This window comes from Enterobacter sp. RHBSTW-00901 (genome assembly GCF_014103115.1).
GTDB lineage: Bacteria > Pseudomonadota > Gammaproteobacteria > Enterobacterales > Enterobacteriaceae > Enterobacter > Enterobacter cloacae_P.
The window spans coordinates 2,181,614-2,200,586 of record NZ_JABXPB010000001.1 but is presented as its reverse complement, the minus strand read 5'-3'; the positions used below and the strand labels follow the sequence as shown (position 1 = coordinate 2,200,586).

20 protein-coding genes are annotated in these 18,973 nt (G+C 53.7%); 8 read left to right on the top strand and 12 right to left on the bottom strand.

The features are described 5' to 3' along the window. The first annotated feature begins 78 nt into the window (after positions 1 to 78). The 7 genes from tdcB to HV318_RS10525 all read left to right on the top strand — a co-directional run bounded on the left by tdcB (position 79) and on the right by HV318_RS10525 (position 9,440). Positions 79 to 1,068: a bifunctional threonine ammonia-lyase/L-serine ammonia-lyase TdcB gene (gene tdcB, locus HV318_RS10555; RefSeq protein WP_182272732.1), complete on the top strand. Its 990-nt coding sequence runs from the start codon at positions 79 to 81 to the stop codon at positions 1,066 to 1,068. 9 nt (positions 1,069 to 1,077) lie between these two features. Further along, positions 1,078 to 2,409 (top strand): threonine/serine transporter TdcC, encoded by a 1,332-nt coding sequence (gene tdcC / locus HV318_RS10550; RefSeq protein WP_182272731.1) that lies wholly within the window; start codon positions 1,078 to 1,080, stop codon positions 2,407 to 2,409. 30 nt (positions 2,410 to 2,439) lie between these two features. Beyond that, positions 2,440 to 3,648 carry a propionate kinase gene (gene tdcD / locus HV318_RS10545; RefSeq protein ID WP_182272730.1) on the top strand — a complete coding sequence of 403 codons (1,209 nt, stop codon included), beginning with the start codon at positions 2,440 to 2,442 and terminating at the stop codon, positions 3,646 to 3,648. A gap of 15 nt (positions 3,649 to 3,663) precedes the next feature. Next, positions 3,664 to 5,958, top strand: coding sequence for a formate C-acetyltransferase (gene pflB / locus HV318_RS10540; protein ID WP_182272729.1), 2,295 nt, complete (start codon positions 3,664 to 3,666; stop codon positions 5,956 to 5,958). 153 nt (positions 5,959 to 6,111) lie between these two features. Next, positions 6,112 to 6,522, top strand: coding sequence for a Spy/CpxP family protein refolding chaperone (locus HV318_RS10535; RefSeq protein WP_182272728.1), 411 nt, complete (start codon positions 6,112 to 6,114; stop codon positions 6,520 to 6,522). A gap of 263 nt (positions 6,523 to 6,785) precedes the next feature. Then, positions 6,786 to 8,117: an SLC5/6 family protein gene (locus tag HV318_RS10530; protein WP_182272727.1), complete on the top strand. Its 1,332-nt coding sequence runs from the start codon at positions 6,786 to 6,788 to the stop codon at positions 8,115 to 8,117. 21 nt (positions 8,118 to 8,138) lie between these two features. Next, a complete protein-coding gene (locus HV318_RS10525) occupies positions 8,139 to 9,440 on the top strand; it encodes an L-cysteine desulfidase family protein (RefSeq protein WP_182272726.1) in 1,302 nt (433 codons plus the stop codon). Positions 9,441 to 9,495: 55 nt separating this feature from the next. Here the strand turns inward: HV318_RS10525 and HV318_RS10520 are convergent, their stop codons facing one another. Further along, positions 9,496 to 10,197, bottom strand: a complete 702-nt coding sequence (locus HV318_RS10520) for a pirin family protein (protein ID WP_182272725.1) — start codon at positions 10,195 to 10,197, stop codon at positions 9,496 to 9,498. Positions 10,198 to 10,301: 104 nt separating this feature from the next. On the opposite strand from HV318_RS10520, the gene HV318_RS10515 reads away from it, so the two are divergent. Then, the gene (locus HV318_RS10515) at positions 10,302 to 11,204 is read left to right on the top strand and encodes a LysR family transcriptional regulator (RefSeq protein WP_014171734.1); all 903 of its coding nucleotides are present in this window, start codon (positions 10,302 to 10,304) and stop codon (positions 11,202 to 11,204) included. A gap of 41 nt (positions 11,205 to 11,245) precedes the next feature. Here HV318_RS10515 and HV318_RS10510 read toward each other — a convergent pair whose 3' ends face one another. The 11 genes from HV318_RS10510 to exuR all read right to left on the bottom strand — a co-directional run bounded on the left by HV318_RS10510 (position 11,246) and on the right by exuR (position 18,856). Beyond that, positions 11,246 to 11,611, bottom strand: a complete 366-nt coding sequence (locus tag HV318_RS10510) for a DUF805 domain-containing protein (RefSeq protein ID WP_182272724.1) — start codon at positions 11,609 to 11,611, stop codon at positions 11,246 to 11,248. Between the two features lie 106 nt (positions 11,612 to 11,717). Further along, positions 11,718 to 12,704 (bottom strand): glutathione S-transferase family protein, encoded by a 987-nt coding sequence (locus HV318_RS10505; protein WP_182272723.1) that lies wholly within the window; start codon positions 12,702 to 12,704, stop codon positions 11,718 to 11,720. A gap of 71 nt (positions 12,705 to 12,775) precedes the next feature. Continuing rightward, positions 12,776 to 13,168, bottom strand: a complete 393-nt coding sequence (locus tag HV318_RS10500) for a DoxX family protein (RefSeq protein ID WP_182272722.1) — start codon at positions 13,166 to 13,168, stop codon at positions 12,776 to 12,778. 310 nt (positions 13,169 to 13,478) lie between these two features. Then, complete coding sequence (locus tag HV318_RS10495; protein WP_419195714.1) at positions 13,479 to 14,621, bottom strand: IS481 family transposase; 1,143 nt, start codon at positions 14,619 to 14,621, stop codon at positions 13,479 to 13,481. Positions 14,622 to 15,146: 525 nt separating this feature from the next. Beyond that, complete coding sequence (locus tag HV318_RS10490; protein ID WP_182272721.1) at positions 15,147 to 15,443, bottom strand: YqjK-like family protein; 297 nt, start codon at positions 15,441 to 15,443, stop codon at positions 15,147 to 15,149. Continuing rightward, positions 15,440 to 15,838: a phage holin family protein gene (locus HV318_RS10485; RefSeq protein ID WP_182272720.1), complete on the bottom strand. Its 399-nt coding sequence runs from the start codon at positions 15,836 to 15,838 to the stop codon at positions 15,440 to 15,442. The genes HV318_RS10490 and HV318_RS10485 overlap by 4 nt, the downstream gene beginning before the upstream one ends. Before the next feature lies 1 nt (position 15,839). After that, on the bottom strand, positions 15,840 to 16,145 hold the full coding sequence (locus HV318_RS10480) for an ElaB/YgaM/YqjD family protein (RefSeq protein ID WP_182272719.1): 306 nt from the start codon (positions 16,143 to 16,145) through the stop codon (positions 15,840 to 15,842). A 29-nt stretch (positions 16,146 to 16,174) separates the two neighbouring features. Then, entirely contained in the window at positions 16,175 to 16,543 is a 369-nt protein-coding gene (locus HV318_RS10475) for a DUF1090 domain-containing protein (RefSeq protein ID WP_182272718.1), read from the bottom strand. A 143-nt stretch (positions 16,544 to 16,686) separates the two neighbouring features. Next, a complete protein-coding gene (gene mzrA / locus HV318_RS10470; RefSeq protein ID WP_182272717.1) occupies positions 16,687 to 17,070 on the bottom strand; it encodes an EnvZ/OmpR regulon moderator MzrA in 384 nt (127 codons plus the stop codon). Positions 17,071 to 17,072: 2 nt separating this feature from the next. Further along, positions 17,073 to 17,735, bottom strand: coding sequence for a DedA family general envelope maintenance protein YqjA (yqjA, locus tag HV318_RS10465; protein ID WP_182272716.1), 663 nt, complete (start codon positions 17,733 to 17,735; stop codon positions 17,073 to 17,075). A 344-nt stretch (positions 17,736 to 18,079) separates the two neighbouring features. After that, the gene (gene exuR, locus HV318_RS10460) at positions 18,080 to 18,856 is read right to left on the bottom strand and encodes a transcriptional regulator ExuR (RefSeq protein WP_182272715.1); all 777 of its coding nucleotides are present in this window, start codon (positions 18,854 to 18,856) and stop codon (positions 18,080 to 18,082) included. Positions 18,857 to 18,973 lie beyond the last annotated feature (117 nt).

Sequence of the window (18,973 nt, the reverse complement as noted above, 5' to 3'; positions counted from 1 at the left end):
ACACCCAGAGCTTATTTTACCGATGCTCTGATACCCTGACTTTGCCTGAAGAAAACGAATTATTATAACGAGGATATTATGCACATTACCTACGATCTCCCGGTGACAATTGAAGATATTCAGGATGCCAGAAAACGACTGGCGGGAAAAATATATAAAACAGGTATGCCGCGTTCAAATTATCTCAGCGAGCGTTGTAAGGGTGAGATATTCCTGAAATTTGAAAATATGCAGCGTACCGGCTCTTTTAAAATACGCGGTGCGTTTAATAAATTAAGCTCGCTGACCGATGCTGAAAAACGCAAAGGTGTGGTGGCCTGCTCGGCCGGGAACCACGCACAGGGCGTGTCGCTCTCCTGCGCGATGTTGGGTATCGACGGCAAAGTAGTGATGCCGATGGGTGCGCCGAAATCCAAAGTCGCGGCAACCCGTGACTACTCGGCAGAAGTAGTGTTACACGGCGAGAACTTCAATGACACCATCGCTAAAGTGAGCGAAATCGTTGAGATGGAAGGGCGCATTTTTATTCCACCCTATGATGATCCTAAAGTGATTGCAGGCCAGGGCACTATCGGTCTGGAAATTCTCGAAGACCTGTACGACGTTGATAACGTGATTGTGCCCATCGGTGGTGGCGGTTTAATTGCCGGGATTGCGACAGCCATTAAATCCATTAACCCAACCATCAATATTATCGGCGTGCAGTCTGAAAACGTTCACGGCATGGCGGCATCATATTATGCCGGGGAAATCATGACCCACCGTGTGACGGGAACATTAGCAGACGGTTGCGATGTTTCTCGCCCGGGTAATTTAACCTTCGAAATTGTTCGTGAATTGGTCGATGACATTGTGCTGGTCAGCGAAGACGATATTCGCAACAGCATGATTGCCCTCATTCAGCGAAATAAAGTGGTGACGGAAGGTGCTGGTGCGCTGGCCTGTGCCGCGTTATTAAGCGGCAAGCTCGACCACTATATTCAGGGGCGTAAAACCGTCAGCATTATTTCCGGCGGCAATATCGATCTCTCCCGTGTTTCCCAAATCACCGGCTTCGTTGACGCATAAGGATGACCTATGAGCAACACTGAAAGCATTATCGTTGGCCAGACAAAAACGTCGACCTGGCGTAAGTCTGATACCACCTGGACGCTCGGCCTGTTTGGTACCGCAATCGGTGCCGGTGTGCTGTTCTTCCCTATTCGTGCAGGCTTTGGCGGCTTGATCCCTATCCTGCTGATGCTGCTTCTCGCGTTCCCAATTGCGTTTTACTGCCACCGTGCGCTGGCCCGTCTGTGTCTGTCCGGGAGCAACGTCTCCGGAAATATCACCGAAACGGTGGAGGAGCACTTTGGTAAGACCGGTGGGGTGGTGATCACCTTCCTCTACTTCTTTGCGATTTGCCCGCTGCTGTGGATTTACGGTGTCACCATTACCAACACCTTCATGACCTTCTGGGAAAACCAGCTCCAGATGCCAGCGCTGAACCGTGGCTTTGTGGCACTGTTCCTGCTGCTGCTGATGGCCTTTGTCATCTGGTTCGGTAAAGACCTGATGGTGAAGGTGATGAGCTTCCTGGTGTTCCCGTTTATCGCCAGTCTGGTGCTGATTTCCCTGTCGCTGATCCCTTACTGGAACTCCGCAGTTATCGACCAGGTCAACCTGAGCGATATCACCTTCACCGGCCATGACGGCATTCTGGTGACGGTCTGGCTGGGGATTTCCATCATGGTCTTCTCCTTTAACTTCTCACCTATCGTCTCCTCATTTGTGGTCTCTAAACGTGAAGAGTACGAGCCGGAGTTTGGTAAAGAGTTCACCGAGCAGAAATGTTCCAAAATCATTGGTCGCGCCAGTATGCTGATGGTGGCGGTGGTGATGTTCTTCGCCTTTAGCTGCCTGTTTACGCTCTCTCCGCAGAACATGGCGGACGCCAAAGCGCAGAACATTCCGGTACTTTCTTACCTGGCGAACCACTTCGCATCGATGTCGGGTACCAAATCTACGTTCGCTACGATTCTGGAATATGGTGCATCCATTATCGCGCTGGTCGCTATCTTCAAATCTTTCTTCGGCCACTACCTGGGCACCCTGGAAGGGTTGAACGGCTTGATCCTCAAGTTTGGTTACAAGGGTGATAAGAAGAAAGTCTCCCTTCGCAAACTGAACACCATCAGCATGATTTTCATCATGGGTTCGACCTGGGTTGTGGCATATGCCAACCCGAACATTCTCGACCTTATCGAAGCTATGGGCGCACCAATTATCGCTTCTCTGCTGTGCCTGCTGCCGATGTATGCCATCCGTAAGGCTCCGGCGCTGGCGAAATACAAAGGCAGAACCGAGAACATCTTCGTCACGGTTGTCGGCCTGCTGACCATCCTGAATATCGTTTACAAACTGTTCTAAATCATTGCTCAGGAAGAGCGGAGTAACACCATGATTGAGTTTCCGGTTGTACTGGTTATTAACTGTGGATCGTCCTCTGTTAAGTTTTCGGTACTCGATGCCAGCAACTGTGATGCCCTGATGACGGGGATTGCAGACGGTATCAACACTGAAAAAGCCTTTATTTCCGTGAATGGGGGTGAGCCAGTCACGCTGGCTCACCATGACTACGAAGGGGCGCTGGCTGCCATCGCCCTGGAGTTGGAGAAACGCGACCTGATGAGCAGCGTGGCCTTAATTGGCCACCGCATTGCCCACGGAGGCGAACTTTTCAGCGAGTCGACCCTTATCACTGAACAGGTTATCGAACAGATCCGCCAGGTTTCCCCACTGGCTCCATTGCACAACTACGCCAACCTAAGCGGCGTGGAAGCCGCTGAGCGCCTGTTCCCGGGCATTCAGCAGGTGGCTGTGTTTGACACCAGCTTCCACCAGACGCTGCCGCCGCATGCCTGGCTGTACGGGTTGCCGTACCGCTATTTTGAAGAGCTTGGCGTGCGTCGCTACGGTTTCCACGGCACGTCTCACCGCTACGTTTCCGGGCAGGCACATTCGTTGCTTGGGCTTTCGCCTGAGGACAGCGGGCTGGTGATTGCTCACCTCGGCAACGGGGCGTCCATCTGCGCGGTGCGCAACGGCGAAAGCGTGGATACCTCAATGGGGATGACGCCGCTGGAAGGACTGGTGATGGGCACGCGTTGTGGCGATGTGGATTTTGGTGCGATGGCGTGGATTGCTCAGCAGACCGGCCAGTCGTTCGAGGATCTGGAACGCGTGGTCAACAAAGAGTCTGGCCTGCTTGGGATCTCCGGGCTTTCCTCTGATTTACGAACCCTGGAAAAAGCCTGGCATGAAGGTCATCAGCGCGCGCAGCTCGCAATCCGCACCTTTGTGCACCGTATTGCGCGGCATATTGCTGGTCACGCGGCATCGCTGCACCGTCTGGATGGTGTGGTGTTTACTGGCGGCATTGGTGAGAACTCAAAACTTATTCGCGGGCTAGTGGCTGAGCACCTGAAGGTCTTTGGTATCACCGTGGATGAAGCCAAAAACGCTCTGCCAGGCAGCGCGGGTGAGCGCGTGATTACCACCGATTCGTCCCGCGTGGCCTGCGCGGTGATCCCAACCAACGAAGAAAAAATGATCGCACTGGACGCCCTCCGTCTTGGGAAGGTCACACCGGCTGCGGCTTACGCCTGATAAAGCGAGAATGTCATGAAAGTAACTATTGATACAGGCGTCGCGCCTTATAGCGACGCATGGGCCGGGTTTCGCGGTGAAGAATGGAAAGACGCCGTTAACGTGCGCGATTTTATTCAGCGTAACTACACCCCTTATGAAGGCGATGAAGCTTTCCTCGCGCAGGCGACGCCTGCAACGACGGCGCTGTGGCAAAAGGTGATGGTTGGCATTCGCCAGGAGAATGCCACCCACGCCCCGGTGGATTTTGACACGAACGTTGCCACCACCATTACTGCCCACGGGCCCGGGTATATCGACGAAGGGCTGGAGACGATCGTCGGCCTGCAAACCGATAAACCGCTCAAGCGTGCCCTGCATCCGTACGGTGGGATCAACATGATCCGCAGCTCCTTCGAAGCCTATGGCCGTGAGATGGATCCGCAGTTTGAATACCTGTTCACTGACCTGCGTAAAACCCACAACCAGGGCGTGTTTGACGTCTACTCACCGGAGATGATGCGCTGTCGTAAATCGGGCATATTGACCGGCTTGCCGGACGGCTACGGACGAGGGCGTATCATCGGTGATTACCGCCGCGTGGCGTTGTATGGCATCAGCTATCTGGTACGCGAGCGTGAACTTCAGTTTGCCGATCTTCAGCCGAAGCTGGAGCGTGGTGAGGATCTGGAAGCCACGATCCGCCTGCGCGAAGAGCTGGCGGAACATAAGCGTGCGCTGCTGCAGATCCAGCAGATGGCATCGAACTATGGCTTTGATATTTCACGCCCGGCAATGAACGCCCAGGAGGCGGTGCAGTGGGTTTACTTTGCCTATCTTGCTGCCGTGAAATCACAAAACGGCGGGGCGATGTCACTGGGGCGTACTGCCTCCTTCCTTGATATCTACATTGAACGTGATATGCAGGCCGGACGCCTGAATGAGGCACAGGCGCAGGAACTGATCGACCACTTCATTATGAAGATCCGCATGGTGCGCTTCCTGCGTACGCCGGAGTTCGACACGCTCTTCTCCGGCGATCCGATCTGGGCAACGGAAGTGATTGGCGGTATGGGGCTGGATGGCCGCACGCTGGTGACGAAGAACAGTTTCCGTTATCTGCATACGTTACACACGATGGGGCCTGCACCGGAGCCCAACCTGACGATCCTCTGGTCCGAACAACTGCCTATCGCCTTCAAAAAATATGCTGCACAGATGTCTATCGTGACCTCGTCTCTGCAGTATGAGAACGACGATCTGATGCGTGTGGATTTCAACAGCGATGACTATGCCATTGCCTGCTGCGTCAGCCCGATGGTGATCGGCAAGCAAATGCAGTTCTTTGGTGCGCGAGCCAACCTCGCGAAAACGCTGCTGTACGCGATTAACGGCGGGGTGGATGAGAAGCTGAAGATCCAGGTCGGGCCGAAAACCGAGCCGTTGATGGACGATGTGCTGGATTACGACACTGTGATGGCAAGTCTCGATCACTTTATGGACTGGCTGGCGGTGCAGTACATCAGCGCGCTGAATCTCATTCACTATATGCATGATAAATACAGCTACGAAGCTTCATTAATGGCGCTGCACGACCGGGACGTTTACCGCACGATGGCCTGCGGTATCGCCGGGCTGTCAGTGGCGGCAGATTCGCTGTCGGCCATTAAATATGCGACGGTGAAGCCGGTGCGTGACCATACCGGTCTGGCGGTCGATTTCGTGATTGAAGGAGACTACCCGCAGTACGGTAACAACGATGACCGCGTGGACAGCATTGCCTGTGACCTGGTAGAGCGCTTTATGAAGAAAATTCAGGCGCTGCCAACCTACCGTAACGCAGTGCCGACCCAGTCGATCCTGACCATCACCTCGAACGTGGTCTACGGTCAGAAGACCGGGAACACACCGGATGGACGTCGGGGCGGCACACCGTTCGCGCCGGGGGCAAACCCGATGCACGGGCGTGACAGGAAAGGGGCAGTGGCCTCGTTAACCTCGGTCGCTAAGCTGCCGTTCACCTACGCGAAAGACGGTATCTCCTATACCTTCTCGATTGTGCCGCAGGCGCTGGGTAAAGATGAGATGGTACGTAAAGCCAACCTGGTGGGGCTGCTGGACGGTTACTTCCACCATGAAGCCGCCATCGAGGGTGGGCAGCACCTGAACGTCAACGTCATGAACCGGGAAATGCTGCTGGATGCCATTGAACATCCTGAAAATTATCCGAACCTGACCATTCGCGTTTCAGGGTATGCGGTACGGTTTAATGCGCTTACGCGCGAGCAGCAGCAGGACGTGATTTCGAGGACGTTTACCCAGTCGATCTGACGTAAGTCAGGCACCATGCCCCCTTCCAGTCTGGGGGCATTTTTTTGCCCGCTAAACATACAAAATTGTTTATATAATTACTCACACATATTCATCCGCTCTTGAAAAACAATACTCCTGCTTTTTCCTATAACAGAATGTAAGGACAGTAAGATGATGAAAATGACCCGTATTACTTTGGTTGCTGCGTCACTGGCGGTGTGCAGTTTTACAGCGCAGGCGGCTAATGTTGAAGCTGCCCCATCACCGTCGCAGGATCCGCTGGTACAACACCTGAAGCTGAGTAACGAGCAGGTGAAGAAAATCGAAGACCTGCATAAGACGCTGGAACAAAACGTCAGTAAGATCCCGATGACCGGTGTAAAAGATGGCGCGTTGATTGACATGTTCCAGGCCGGAAAATGGGATGAAAGTACGGTGAAAAACCAGCTTGCCGCCTTCAGCAAAATTGAAGAGCAGACCCGCTATTACCGTGTGAAATACTACTTCGACGTAAGCCAGGTGCTGACGCCGGAACAGCGCAAACAGGTGAAAACCGATATGGCTAACGCGCTGGCCGACTGATGTGATGCCCGCGCGTGGCGCGGGTTTTTATTTCTTGATCGTCATCACTTTTAGAAAAAATACGTCCTTTCCACTTATAAAGAAGTAAATTTTCCTCCCATAACAGAAAGTCCTTATAAAAATTGTGACTTTTTTCTCCCTCTCTCCGGATATGATCTTTTCACTCCAATAACAACTACCTGCAGCAACCTGGCTCACAATCGCTGGTGAACAGAACCTCATAAAAATAACGGTTTACCCTACACAAAATAAGCGAGTGCCTTATGGATACGGCAACAAACAGCAGTGTGATTGTGAATGATTCCCCCGCGGCAAGGCGGGCAGGGATGAGTGAAAGTGAATGGCTGGAAGCCATTAAATTCGACAGCACCGACACGGGCTGGGTCATCATGAGTATCGGGATGGCCATCGGCGCGGGGATTGTTTTTCTCCCGGTGCAGGTTGGCTTAATGGGGCTGTGGGTGTTTTTACTCTCGTCGATAATTGGTTATCCGGCCATGTACCTGTTCCAGCGCCTGTTTATTAATACGCTGGCGGAATCACCGGAATGCAAAGATTACCCGAGCGTTATTAGCGGCTATTTGGGTAAAAACTGGGGCATCTTATTAGGGGCGCTCTATTTCGTGATGCTGGTGATCTGGATGTTTGTCTATTCCACCGCCATCACTAACGACAGCGCCTCCTATTTGCACACCTTTGGCGTGACAGACGGTTTGCTTTCTGAAAACCCGTTCTACGGTCTATTCCTGATCTGTATTCTGGTGGCAATCTCTTCGCGTGGTGAAAAGCTGCTGTTTAAAGTTTCCAGCCTGATGGTGCTCACTAAGCTGTTTGTGGTGGCAGCACTGGGGTTATCGATGATTGGCCTCTGGCATTTAGCCAATGTGGGCATGCTGCCGCCGATGGGGCTGCTGGTGAAAAATGCCATTATTACGCTGCCTTTTACCTTAACCTCGATCCTCTTTATTCAGACATTAAGCCCGATGGTTATTTCCTATCGTTCACGGGAAAAATCCGTCGAGGTTGCAAGACATAAAGCCCTGCGGGCGATGAACATTGCCTTCGGCGTGCTGTTTGTGACGGTCTTCTTCTACGCGGTCTCCTTCACCCTGGCGATGGGCCATGACGAAGCGGTCAAAGCCTATGAGCAAAATATTTCGGCACTGGCGATCGCGGCACAGTTTATCAGTGGTGATGGTGCAGGTTGGGTCAAAATCGTCAGCGTGATCCTCAATATTTTCGCGGTGATGACCGCCTTCTTCGGTGTGTATCTTGGCTTCCGCGAGGCAACGCAGGGCATTGTGATGAACATCCTGCGCCGCAAAATGCCAGTAGAGAAAATCAATGAAGGTACCGTACAGCGCGGCATCATGTTGTTCGCCATCCTGCTGGCCTGGAGCGCGATTGTGTTAAACGCGCCAGTGCTGAGCTTTACCTCCATTTGTAGCCCTATTTTCGGGATGGTGGGTTGTTTAATTCCAGCGTGGTTGGTCTACAAAGTCCCTGCATTGCACAAATATAAAGGCGTGTCGCTGGTGATTATTGTTATTACCGGACTGCTGCTTTGTGTTTCTCCTTTCCTCGCATTTTCCTGAGGTGTAATTAAGGTCGTAACGATGTCTGAGCAAACTAATCCTTTATGGAACCATTTTATTCGCGCGGTGCAGGAAGAGGTAAAACCTGCTCTGGGGTGTACTGAGCCGATCTCTCTGGCGCTGGCATGTGCCACTGCTGCTGAGCTGCTGCCCGGTAAGGTGACGAAAATTGAGGCGTGGGTATCACCGAACCTCATGAAAAACGGGCTTGGCGTAACGGTACCGGGTACCGGCATGGTTGGGTTACCTATCGCGGCGGCACTGGGGGCAACGGGCGGTCATGCACAGGCTGGGCTGGAAGTGTTGAAAGGTGCCTCAACCGAGGCGCTGGCACAGGCTAAAGCTCTGCTGAACACGGGAAAGGTGCAGGTGAAACTGCAGGAGCCTTGCGATGAGATCCTCTATTCCCGCGCCTGTGTGTACGCCGGAGATGCCTCGGCAATGGTGACCATCGCCGGGGGACATACGCGGATTGTGGAGATCCTCTGCCAGGGCGAAACCCGCTTTATCCTTGATGAACAGCCGCAGAACGCTGACAGCGATCCCCTGGCGGTGCTCTCGCACGCCACGCTTTTACAGATCATCGAGTTTGTGGAGCAGGTTCCCTTTGAGGCTATCCGCTTTATTCTGCAGGCGGCACAGCTGAATGATGCCCTTTCCCGCGAAGGGTTAAGCGGAAACTGGGGGCTCCACATTGGTGCGACTCTGCATAAACAGCGCTCGCGTGGATGGGTGGCTCAGGATGTGGGTTCAGACATTGTCATCCGCACCAGTGCGGCTTCGGATGCCCGCATGGGCGGGGCGGTACTCCCGGCAATGAGTAACTCCGGTTCGGGTAATCAGGGGATCACGGCAACGCTGCCCGTGGTTGTCGTGGCTGAACATATTCAGGCCGATGACGAAAAACTGGCGCGGGCGCTGATGCTCTCCCATCTGTCGGCAATCTATATCCATTACCAGCTTCCGCGGTTGTCGGCGCTGTGTGCGGCCACTACCGCCGGGATGGGGTCTGCTGCAGGGATGGCGTGGCTGATGGGCGGGGGGTATCAGACAATCTCGATGGCGATTAGCAGTATGATCGGCGATGTCAGCGGGATGATCTGCGACGGTGCCTCCAACAGCTGTGCGATGAAGGTTTCTACCAGCGTTGCAAGTGCCTGGAAAGCGGTGATGATGGCGCTGGATGATACTGCGGTGACGGGCAACGAAGGGATTGTGGCACATAACGTGGAGCAGTCTATCGCCAACCTGTGTGCGCTGGCGTGCCGCTCGATGCAGGCTACGGATAAGCAGATAATTGAAATCATGGCGAGTAAGGTGTAGCGAGTTTCCCCTCGCCTTAACCCTCTCCCCAAAGGGGAGAGGGTTAAGGTTTTTATTAAACCGGCAAATCAATCAACAGCGCGCGCAGCGGTGTGTCGGCCACCAGGGTAATATTCGCTTCATCGCGAATAAATGCGCCATCACCGCAGGTCAGCGCTTCTTTCTCTTCCGTGTGCGTCACCGCATGCACTGTGCCGTGAATCGACTGCAAATAGGCTCGTGGGCCGTGAAGCTGGAAGCTGGCCTGCTCGCCTTCCTTCAGTTCGATATGGTGCAGCCACACCTGCTGACGCAGTTGCAAACTGCCTTTGCTGCCATCGGGTGATGCAATCAGCTGCTGTTTATCGTTCGTCAGATCTATCTTTTGCACTGGTGGGTTTTCCCGCTCAGGGCAGGCATCCAGCCACAGCTGCATACGGGTCAGTGTTTTCTCTTTGCTGAGGTTATGCTCGCTGTAGCTCATACCAGGCTGTGTGGAAATTAGTAATGCTTCGCCAGCCTTTGCCTGGACATGATTGCCCTCGCTATCGCGGTATTCTGCCTCGCCTTCCAGGATCAGGTTCAGGATATCGACTTTCGGGTACGTACGCGGCTGGAAGGCACTGCCCGGGGCGAGCACCTCCTGATTCAACACGCGCAATGAGGCGTAACCGAGGAGTTTCGGGTCAAAGTAATGTCCAAAGGAAAAGGTGTAGCGGGCCTGCAGCCAACCGAAATCGGCTTGTCCGCACTGTTTAGCTGTTCTTGTCGTAATCATAAACTTGACCTCTCTTTACACTAAAACAATGGTAAAGGTATGGACGCTTCATTGTTAGCCAGATATTCTGCCGGGTATGTTCAAATTTCCTGAATGAGAACGAGATGGCTAAAGAGAGAGCATTGACGCTTGAGGCGCTTCGCGTCATGGACGCAATTGACCGACGCGGCAGTTTTGCTGCGGCGGCAGATGAACTGGGGCGCGTTCCATCTGCGCTGAGCTACACGATGCAGAAGCTGGAGGAAGAGCTGGATGTGGTGCTCTTTGACCGCTCCGGTCATCGAACAAAATTCACCAACGTTGGCCGGATGCTGCTGGAGCGCGGTCGTGTGCTGCTGGAAGCGGCAGACAAACTGACTACCGACGCCGAAGCGCTGGCGCGCGGCTGGGAAACCCATCTGACGCTGGTTACCGAAGCACTGGTACCGACCGAGGCGCTGTTCCCACTGGTGAACCGGCTGGCAGATAAAGCCAACACCCAGTTGTCGATCATCACGGAAGTGCTGGCGGGAGCCTGGGAGCGCCTGGAGACGGGCAGGGCGGATATCGTTATTGCGCCGGACATGCACTTCCGTTCGTCGTCTGAAATTAACTCCCGCAAGCTCTACAGCGTGATGAACGTTTATGTTGCCGCACCAGATCACCCCATTCACCAGGAGCCCGAGCCGCTTTCAGAAGTCACGCGCGTGAAGTATCGCGGTGTGGCGGTGGCGGATACGGCCCGTGAGCGCCCGGTATTAACGGTACAGCTGCTGGATAAACAGCCGCGTCTGACGGTGACGTCCCTGGAAGATAAGCGCCAGGCGCTACTTGCCGGGCTGGGTGTGGCGACGATGCCTTACCCGTTTGTTGAAAAAGACATTGCTGAAGGGCGACTGCGTGTGGTGAGTCCGGAATACACCAGTGAAGTGGATATCATCATGGCGTGGCGGCGCGACAGTATGGGTGAAGCCAAGTCGTGGTGTCTGAGAGAAATACCGAAGCTCTTTGCGCATCACAACAAATAAGCGTGCAGGCCCGGTAAGCGTAAGCGCCACCGGGCATCATGCTATGCGCTGATCTTAGAGTCAGGCCCAAAGCGGTTTTCACCTGGCGTGCCGGACTGACAGTTGAAGATCAAAATGATGATCCAGCCCACAACCGGGATCAACACCAGCAGTAGCCACCAGGCCGAACGATCGGTGTCGTGTAGCCGTCGGAACAGTACCGCCCATGATGGCAGCAAAACCAGCAGACCATAAATGGTGGTGAGCACGCCTTCGCCTCCCGCCCGTTCCCAGCCGAGAATTTTATCGACGATACTCAGCACGACGATAAGGATGAAGTTCACCAGAACGAACATCCAGTACTCTTTGCGGCGGGCGCGGCCACCAAATCCAATGTAGTTGCGCAGTACTTTTAGATACCAGTCCATTTTCCTTGCCTCAATAGTCAGACAATCACTTGTTTTGTAAGCAATCAAAGTAAGGATAGATGGGGATTGTGAATTAAAAAAGGGCATCAATTGATGCCCTGAATATTTATCTAAAACGGACGTCCCGGCCGTGCGGTTCATCCAGATCCTGCCACGGGCCAATGGAGATAATGCCCGTCGGGTTAATGGTTTTATGGCTGCGGAAATAGTGGGTGCGGATATGGTCAAAATTGACCGTTTCGGCAATGCCCGGCATCTGGTAGATGTCACGCAGGAAACCATACAGGTTCATGTAATCACTGATGCGATGCTTATCGCACTTAAAGTGGGTGACATACACCGGATCAAAACGCACCAGCGTAGTCCACAGGCGGATGTCCGCTTCTGTCAGACGATCGCCCGTCAGATAGCGGTGCTGGCCGAGGATCTGCTCCAGACGACCCAGCGATTCAAACACTTTCCCGACCGCTTCGTCGTAGGCTTCCTGGCTGGTGGCAAAACCGGCTTTGTACACGCCATTGTTGACGTTGTCGTAGATCCAGCTGTTCAGCGAGTCAATCTTATCGCGTAGCTCAACCGGATAGTAATCCCCGGCGCGGGCACCGTGGGCATCAAATGCGGTGTTGAACATGCGGATGATTTCCGCTGACTCATTGCTGACGATGGTCTGATTTTTTTTGTCCCACAGAACCGGCACGGTAACGCGCCCGGTGTAGTGCGGGTCAGCGCGCAGATAGAGCTGGTAGAGAAAATCGTGGTGATAAAGGTCATCGCCCGTCGCGGCAGGGAAATCACTGTCAAACATCCAGCCGTTTTCCAGCATCAGCGGGTTCACGACGGAAACCGGAATTAAGGACTCCAGGCCTTTAAGCTTACGTATAATCAGGGTGCGGTGTGCCCACGGGCAGGCGAGGGAAACATAGAGGTGATAACGGTCTTTCTCAGCCGCAAAACCCCCTTCGCCACCTGGACCCGGGGCTCCATCAGCGGTCAGCCAGTTGCGGAAGACCGAAACAGAGCGTCTGAAGCGTCCGCCGGTGGATTTGGTGTCATACCAGACATCCTGCCAGACGCCGTCTACGAGTTGTCCCATTTTTCTTTCCTCCGTCAGATAAGCAAAAGCGAGGAGATGTCTCCTCGCTTTGTTCATTGATTATAGCGTGCTTACCATTTCTTATTCAGAACGCGGTCAATGCTGTATGCGCCTGGGCCCGTCACTGCCAGCAGCAGGAAACCGCCTGCGATGGTCAGGTTTTTCATGAACATCAGGGAGTTTACGCCTTCCGCAAAGTTGCTGTGGAAGAGGAACGCCGTCAGCACGGTGAAACCTGCAGTAAACAGTGCCGTGGTACGGGTCAGGAAGCCGAACAACACTGCCAGGCCGCCGCCGAACTCAAGCAGGATGGTCAGTGGCAGCAGGAACCCCGGCACGCCCATTGCTTCCATGTATTGTTGGGTACCTGCATAACCGGTGATTTTGCCCCAACCTGCAACGATGAACAGAATTGGCATCAGAATGCGTGCTACCAGTACACCAACATCTTCTAATTTTTTCATTTTACTCTCCAGGAAACCACATCAGCGGCTGAACTTCATTTGTGTGCAAATTCGGGTAGATACCGTGTCTTTGCTGTCGATGGAGAGAATCATAAACGTGACGAATGACAATTGTTAGCAAGGAAAACTGTCAATCTTTTTCAAAGATATTGAGTAAGGGAACGTGCGCGCGGGTGTCCTCACCCCAACCCTCCCACAGGGTTGAGGGATCCCCACAAATTACAGGTTGGTACAGAATACCCCCTCTCCCTTGAGGGTGTACGGTCCGGGGACATGGTAGACAGGTGTTCGGGGACATGGTGAACACTTTTTAACATCCTTTACCTATGGTGATCGACTTTTTCTTCAGGTCGATCACCCCCACTTTCGTGCTGTACCACCACACGTCATAACAGCCGTCTTCCTGTGTTTCCCTCAGCCCTACCCGTTCCCCCCTGAACGCCTTGCCTGCGCTCAGACTGACTCCTTTCACGCTCAGCTTCCCGCTGATATCGACTTTCCTGACCATCACCCCCTCATCGTATTCCGGTGGGATTGTGTTGCCGTTGTACTGCCGTGCGGACGGCTGATACCGGGAGGCCGGAACGTTCATACCCAGCGCCTCGTGCGGTCGTTCAAGGTTATAGACGGTGCGCCAGTGTTCAAATGCACGCTGCAGTTCACCGCTGTCCGCGAACCACTTCCCCTGCAACACTTCCGCCTTCAGGCTGCGGTGAAAACGCTCCAGCTTGCCCTGTGTCTGCGGATGATATGGCCGGGAGTGCCCCACCCGGATACCCAGGCGCATCAGCCACAGCTCCAGTGCCGTCCAGATGCCGGTGGTGTCGCCCCACGGCGCTCCGTTATCCATCGTCATCCTGTCCGGCAGACCGTAGCGTTCAAACACGCTGACCAGCTGCTGCTGTACGGTCTCACGCCGTTCATCGGTGCAGTGTGCCAGGCACAGGGAAAAGCGGGAGTGGTCATCCAGCAGGGTGAGCGGATGACAGCGGCCACCACCAAAGGGAAAGTGTCCCTTAAAATCCATCTGCCAGAGGCGATTGGGCGCATCATGTTCGAACCGCCCTGAGGCCGGAATGCCCGGTGAAACGCCCGGCAGCAGACCGTGGCGGGCCATCAGGTTATGGACGGTGCTGAAAGCGGGCATGCAGTGCCCCAGGTCTTCCAGCCAGCGCTTAATCTTGCGTGCGCCCCAGCGTTCATGACGGTCATGTGCCATGCGCAGCAGAGCAGTGATGTCATCAGATGAGCGGTTCGGGGAATGATGAGGTATACGGGGCCGGTCCAGAAGGCCGGATGCACCTTCCTGAGCCCAGCGCTGAAGCCACTTATAGCCAGTGGCAGGCGAAATGCCGTAGTGACGGCACAGGGAACGGATGTTCGCCCCGTCCTGCGAGGCGAACAAAACAAACTCGGTACGTAATGACATGGTATCTCTCGCATCCCAGGGCATAAGTGACTCCATAAACGGGTTCTTATGCCTTAGTTGTAAGTGTCTACCATGTCCCCGAACAAGTGTTCACTATGTCCCCGGACCGTACAGAGGGAGAGGGATGGGGTGAGGGGGAACATAAAGCAGTAGTGGTTATTCCGTTCACTTTATGTTGATTGCTGCTCTGTAACGACGACACAGGTGAACGTGCCAGGGCGGTTCACCGCCACCGCCCTGGCAACCCGGGCTCCCGGCAGGAAAATCGCCGCTGCGCGGTACCCTCAGCTTATTCCTTCAGGCTTCGGGTCGGGCATTAGCCTGCATCCCTGCAGGCAATGCCCTCTCGGCGCATCCCTGCGCCTCGCCCCGGCCTTACGGAAACGCTTCGGCGATTTTCAGCCGGACCATGGAGTCGCTATAAGTCTTATATTTCAATGAAATAGTTTAATTGCTTAAGAAGAACAAAATTACTGGGGAACCCTCAGCCCACAGGAAGGGGGCGCAAAAACAAAAAACGGTAACCTGGGTTACCGTTTTTTGTTTTTATCACCGCAGTTGTTGCTGACGAATAGCGGCTTTCACCAGACGCCAGGTACTCCAGATGCCAAAGCCGCGGCGAGTCCAGCGGATGAGCTTGCGCGGGTGACGAACGCCCCAGATAGCCATGATACTGGTACCGGCCAGCGTCCAGGTGCGCAGGTTCAGGAAGGTATTCCAGCCACGATCGAGCGGTCGCGTGGCGTCTATCCAGTCACGGCGACTGGCTGACAGATCCAGTCGCTGCTGTTGGATCTGTCTTAACAGCAGTGCTTTGCGTTTCTGGCGTTCGACGTTGTCGCTCACGGCTTGTCATCCTCCAGCAGGGTGCGATCGTTGGCCAGCTCCTGACGCGTGTGACGCAAGAGGGTCGATTTACGCGCCTTGCGTAGCGTCCAGATACCACCGATCAGTGCCGCTGTCAGCAAAACCACTGTCGTGGCAATCATCGCATTCAACCGATACTGAGGGTCGATGGCCCAGATGAGTAACACCATCAGGCTCATCAGACCAAACGCAGCAAAAAGCAGGGTCAGTCCGAGCATCAGCAGGATCTGGACGAGATTGGCTTTCTCCTCCTCCAGTTCAACCACTGCCAGCCGAATGCGCGTTTCAGCAATGCCGACCAGTGTTGTTAATATCCGCTGGCCGATGCCGAGGATATTTTTAGCAGGCCCTTGTGTGTGACGAGGATCTTCCATATCAGCGACGCGTGAGCAGGACACCCAGCACCACACCAATTGCGGCACCAATACCTACACCCGTCCACGGGTTATCGCGAACATATTCGTCTGCGCGTGCAGCGGCTTCACGGGTCTGTTTCGCCAGCGCATCACCTGTTTCACCCAGACGGTGGCGGCTTTCTTTCAGCGCCTGCTCTGCTTTGCTGCGCAGTTTACTGACCTCTTCTTTCGATTTATCGGTAGAGGAGTTCAGCACCTCTTCCAGAGTGTCCGCCAGGGATTTTAGTTCAGCGCGCAGATTTTCTGAGGTCGTATCTTTTGACATGATTCTCTCCTGTTGAGATTTCCGTTAACTCAATAATCGCGAGCTTCCAGCGCTTTCAGTTCGTCCTGCGCTTCTTTCAACTTCTTCTCGCGCTTAGCAATTTTTTCCGCATCCCCTTTCTCTTTCGCTTCCTGCAGGTCGTGGCGGCGCTCCGCTACCTCGTCCTTTTGTTCAGCGATTTTTTTCCGGTGGTCGGCACGCAATTGGTTGTCTGAGCAGTTGGTCTTCACTTCGCTCAACGCTTTTTTCAGACCTTCAACACGGTGCTGATTATTATGCTTTTCGGCATAACTGATTTCACGCTGTATATCCTGTTCTTTCTCCTGACAGAGAGAATTTGCGAAGGATGCCGTGCTTAAAGAAAAAAGGGCCAGAGCCAGAGTCATGCGGAATTTCATTATCGAAACCTTCCATTGTGTTACGGCGAGAGCCGTTATCCAGAATGATGCGGAGAACATTTGAGGGGTGCTCCGCGTACTTAAGCATAGTAAGTAAACGGGGTAATCACCAAAGTGAGTGAAAAGATTCGGGATCCTGGTAATTATCCAAACCGATGTGACGTGTCGCGCAACAGTGACAGCCAGGTCGTTGACTGGCTGTCATCATCCTGTTGGGCAATGATATACCCGTGCGGCAGCGTACGGTCGAGGACGATTTTCGCCGCGGCACTCTGCGCACTGGAGTCAAACTTGATCAGCAATACGTCGTCCTTTGGGGTGATGCTCTTAAAGCTGATCCCATTGGCATCCAGATGATGCCAGACAGAAAACCCGTCAGGTGCGCTGGTTCCCTGATTCACAGAGCGAATGGCCAGCGTAGACTCCTGATGTGAAAACGCAGCCCAGATCAGGAGCATGGCGCTGATCATCACCAGCACAATCATGGCAAAGGAAAAACGACGCAGGGAGAGACGGGAGATAACCATTGTTAACCCCTGGCTCCGTATTTCTTTTTCCACAGCACCACCAGCGAACCGATCAGACCAAAGACCAGCAGGACAACCGGCAGCAGCATCAGGCAGGACATCAGTTGGTCTTCATATTTCATGAATACCGGGGTTTTGCCGAGTGCGTAACCCAGCGTTGTCAGGATCACAACCCACAGTAGGCCGCTCATCCAGTTAAAGAACTGGAAACGGGTGCTGCTCAGCCCGGAAAGCCCCGCGATGGTTGGCAGCAAGGTTCGCACGAAAGCAATAAAGCGGCCAATCAACAGTGCAGAAAGCCCGTGCTTATGGAAAAGATGGTGCGCCCGCTGGTGATAGTGTGCAGGAAGATGGGAGAGCCAGTTTTGCACAATCCGCGTGTTGCCAAGCCATCGCCCCTGAATATAGCTCACCCAGCAGCCGAGACTTGCGGCGACGGTCAGTAAGAAAATGGTCTGCGGAAACGCCATCGCCCCTTTGGCACACAGCACGCCCACCAATACCAGCAAGCTGTCGCCGGGTAAAAAGGCAGCAGGAAGCAAGCCGTTCTCAAGGAACAGGATCATAAACAAGACGAAATAGAGCATGCCAATCATGGAAGGGTTGGCCAGCGTTTCGAAATCCTGAGCCCAGAGGGCATGCAGTAGTTGGGTCAAAAGTTCCATTCAGTGTTCCTGGAAATCGTTTAACGTCACGCCCGTTCTTCGGGAAAACAACACGGCGACATTGTTGTGATTTCATTATGGTCGCTCGCGGACACAATCGTGTGTGGCCAGAACTGTTCCCTGTAAAAATGGCGGGTAAGCAAGCACTAACTTATAAAAAAACAAATTGAATCTAATTGTAACAAAGCCCAACGTTCTGCGTCACAGATTTTGCATGGGGCGCAATGATTTTGGCTTAAGCCATGAAGGGGAGCGAGGGGATTTACAAAGGCTGACACTATATATGTTTGCTTACCCACCTGCACCGGAAGGCGCAACAATGCGCCTGCCAGCGAAGAAGGAAACTATTTTGCCAGACTGGATGCCGTATCGAGGTGAACGACAGGATTATCAGCAAAAAGGTAACGGTCAGCGTTGAATTCGAAGTCGTCACTGGTTTCGTTGAACAGCATCTGTTTGGTGTTTTCCAGGTGCTGCCACATGGCCAGTTTGGCGGCATGCGGATCTTTGCGAATCAGCGCTTTAAGGATCTGATCGTGGTCGTCACACCAGTTGTCGACAGTGCGTGAATCAATGTGATCGTGCAATTTCTTCCAGTACGGGTTGTGAACGCGCTGAGTCCACATTTTTTCGACAATTGCTGCCAGCGCCGTGTTTTGTGTAGCCAGAGCCACCTGTACGTGGAACTGGAGATCCCACTCTGAATCGCGGAAACATTTTTCCTTGCGTGCGTTCTCCTGGATCTCCATCAGCTTCATGATGTCCTGTTTGGTCACCTGGGTTGCCGCAAATTCCGCAATATTGCTTTCGATCAACTGGCGAGCCTGGAGCAACTCAAACGGACCATAGCTGGCGAATTCCAGACTTTCATCCGGTGCGAGGGAATATTTTGGCTGACTGGAAATCACATGAATGCCGGAACCTTTACGCACTTCAACGTAGCCTTCCACTTCCAGCATGATGATGGCTTCACGCACCACGGTACGGCTCACGCTCTTTTCATCGGCAATAAAGCGCTCAGCGGGGAGTTTATCACCGACAAGATAGACACCTTGCTCGATGCGATCTTTCAGCTCGGCAGCAAGTTGCTGATATAAACGACGTGATTCGGTGATTTCCATATGCGCTCCAGGCAGGGTACGACGGATGATTTGTTATACCACTTTTGCGTACCAGTCTCCATATTTTGCCATGAAAAAAGCCGCCTGGTGGCGGCTTTCGTGTTGTCGTTACCGGGG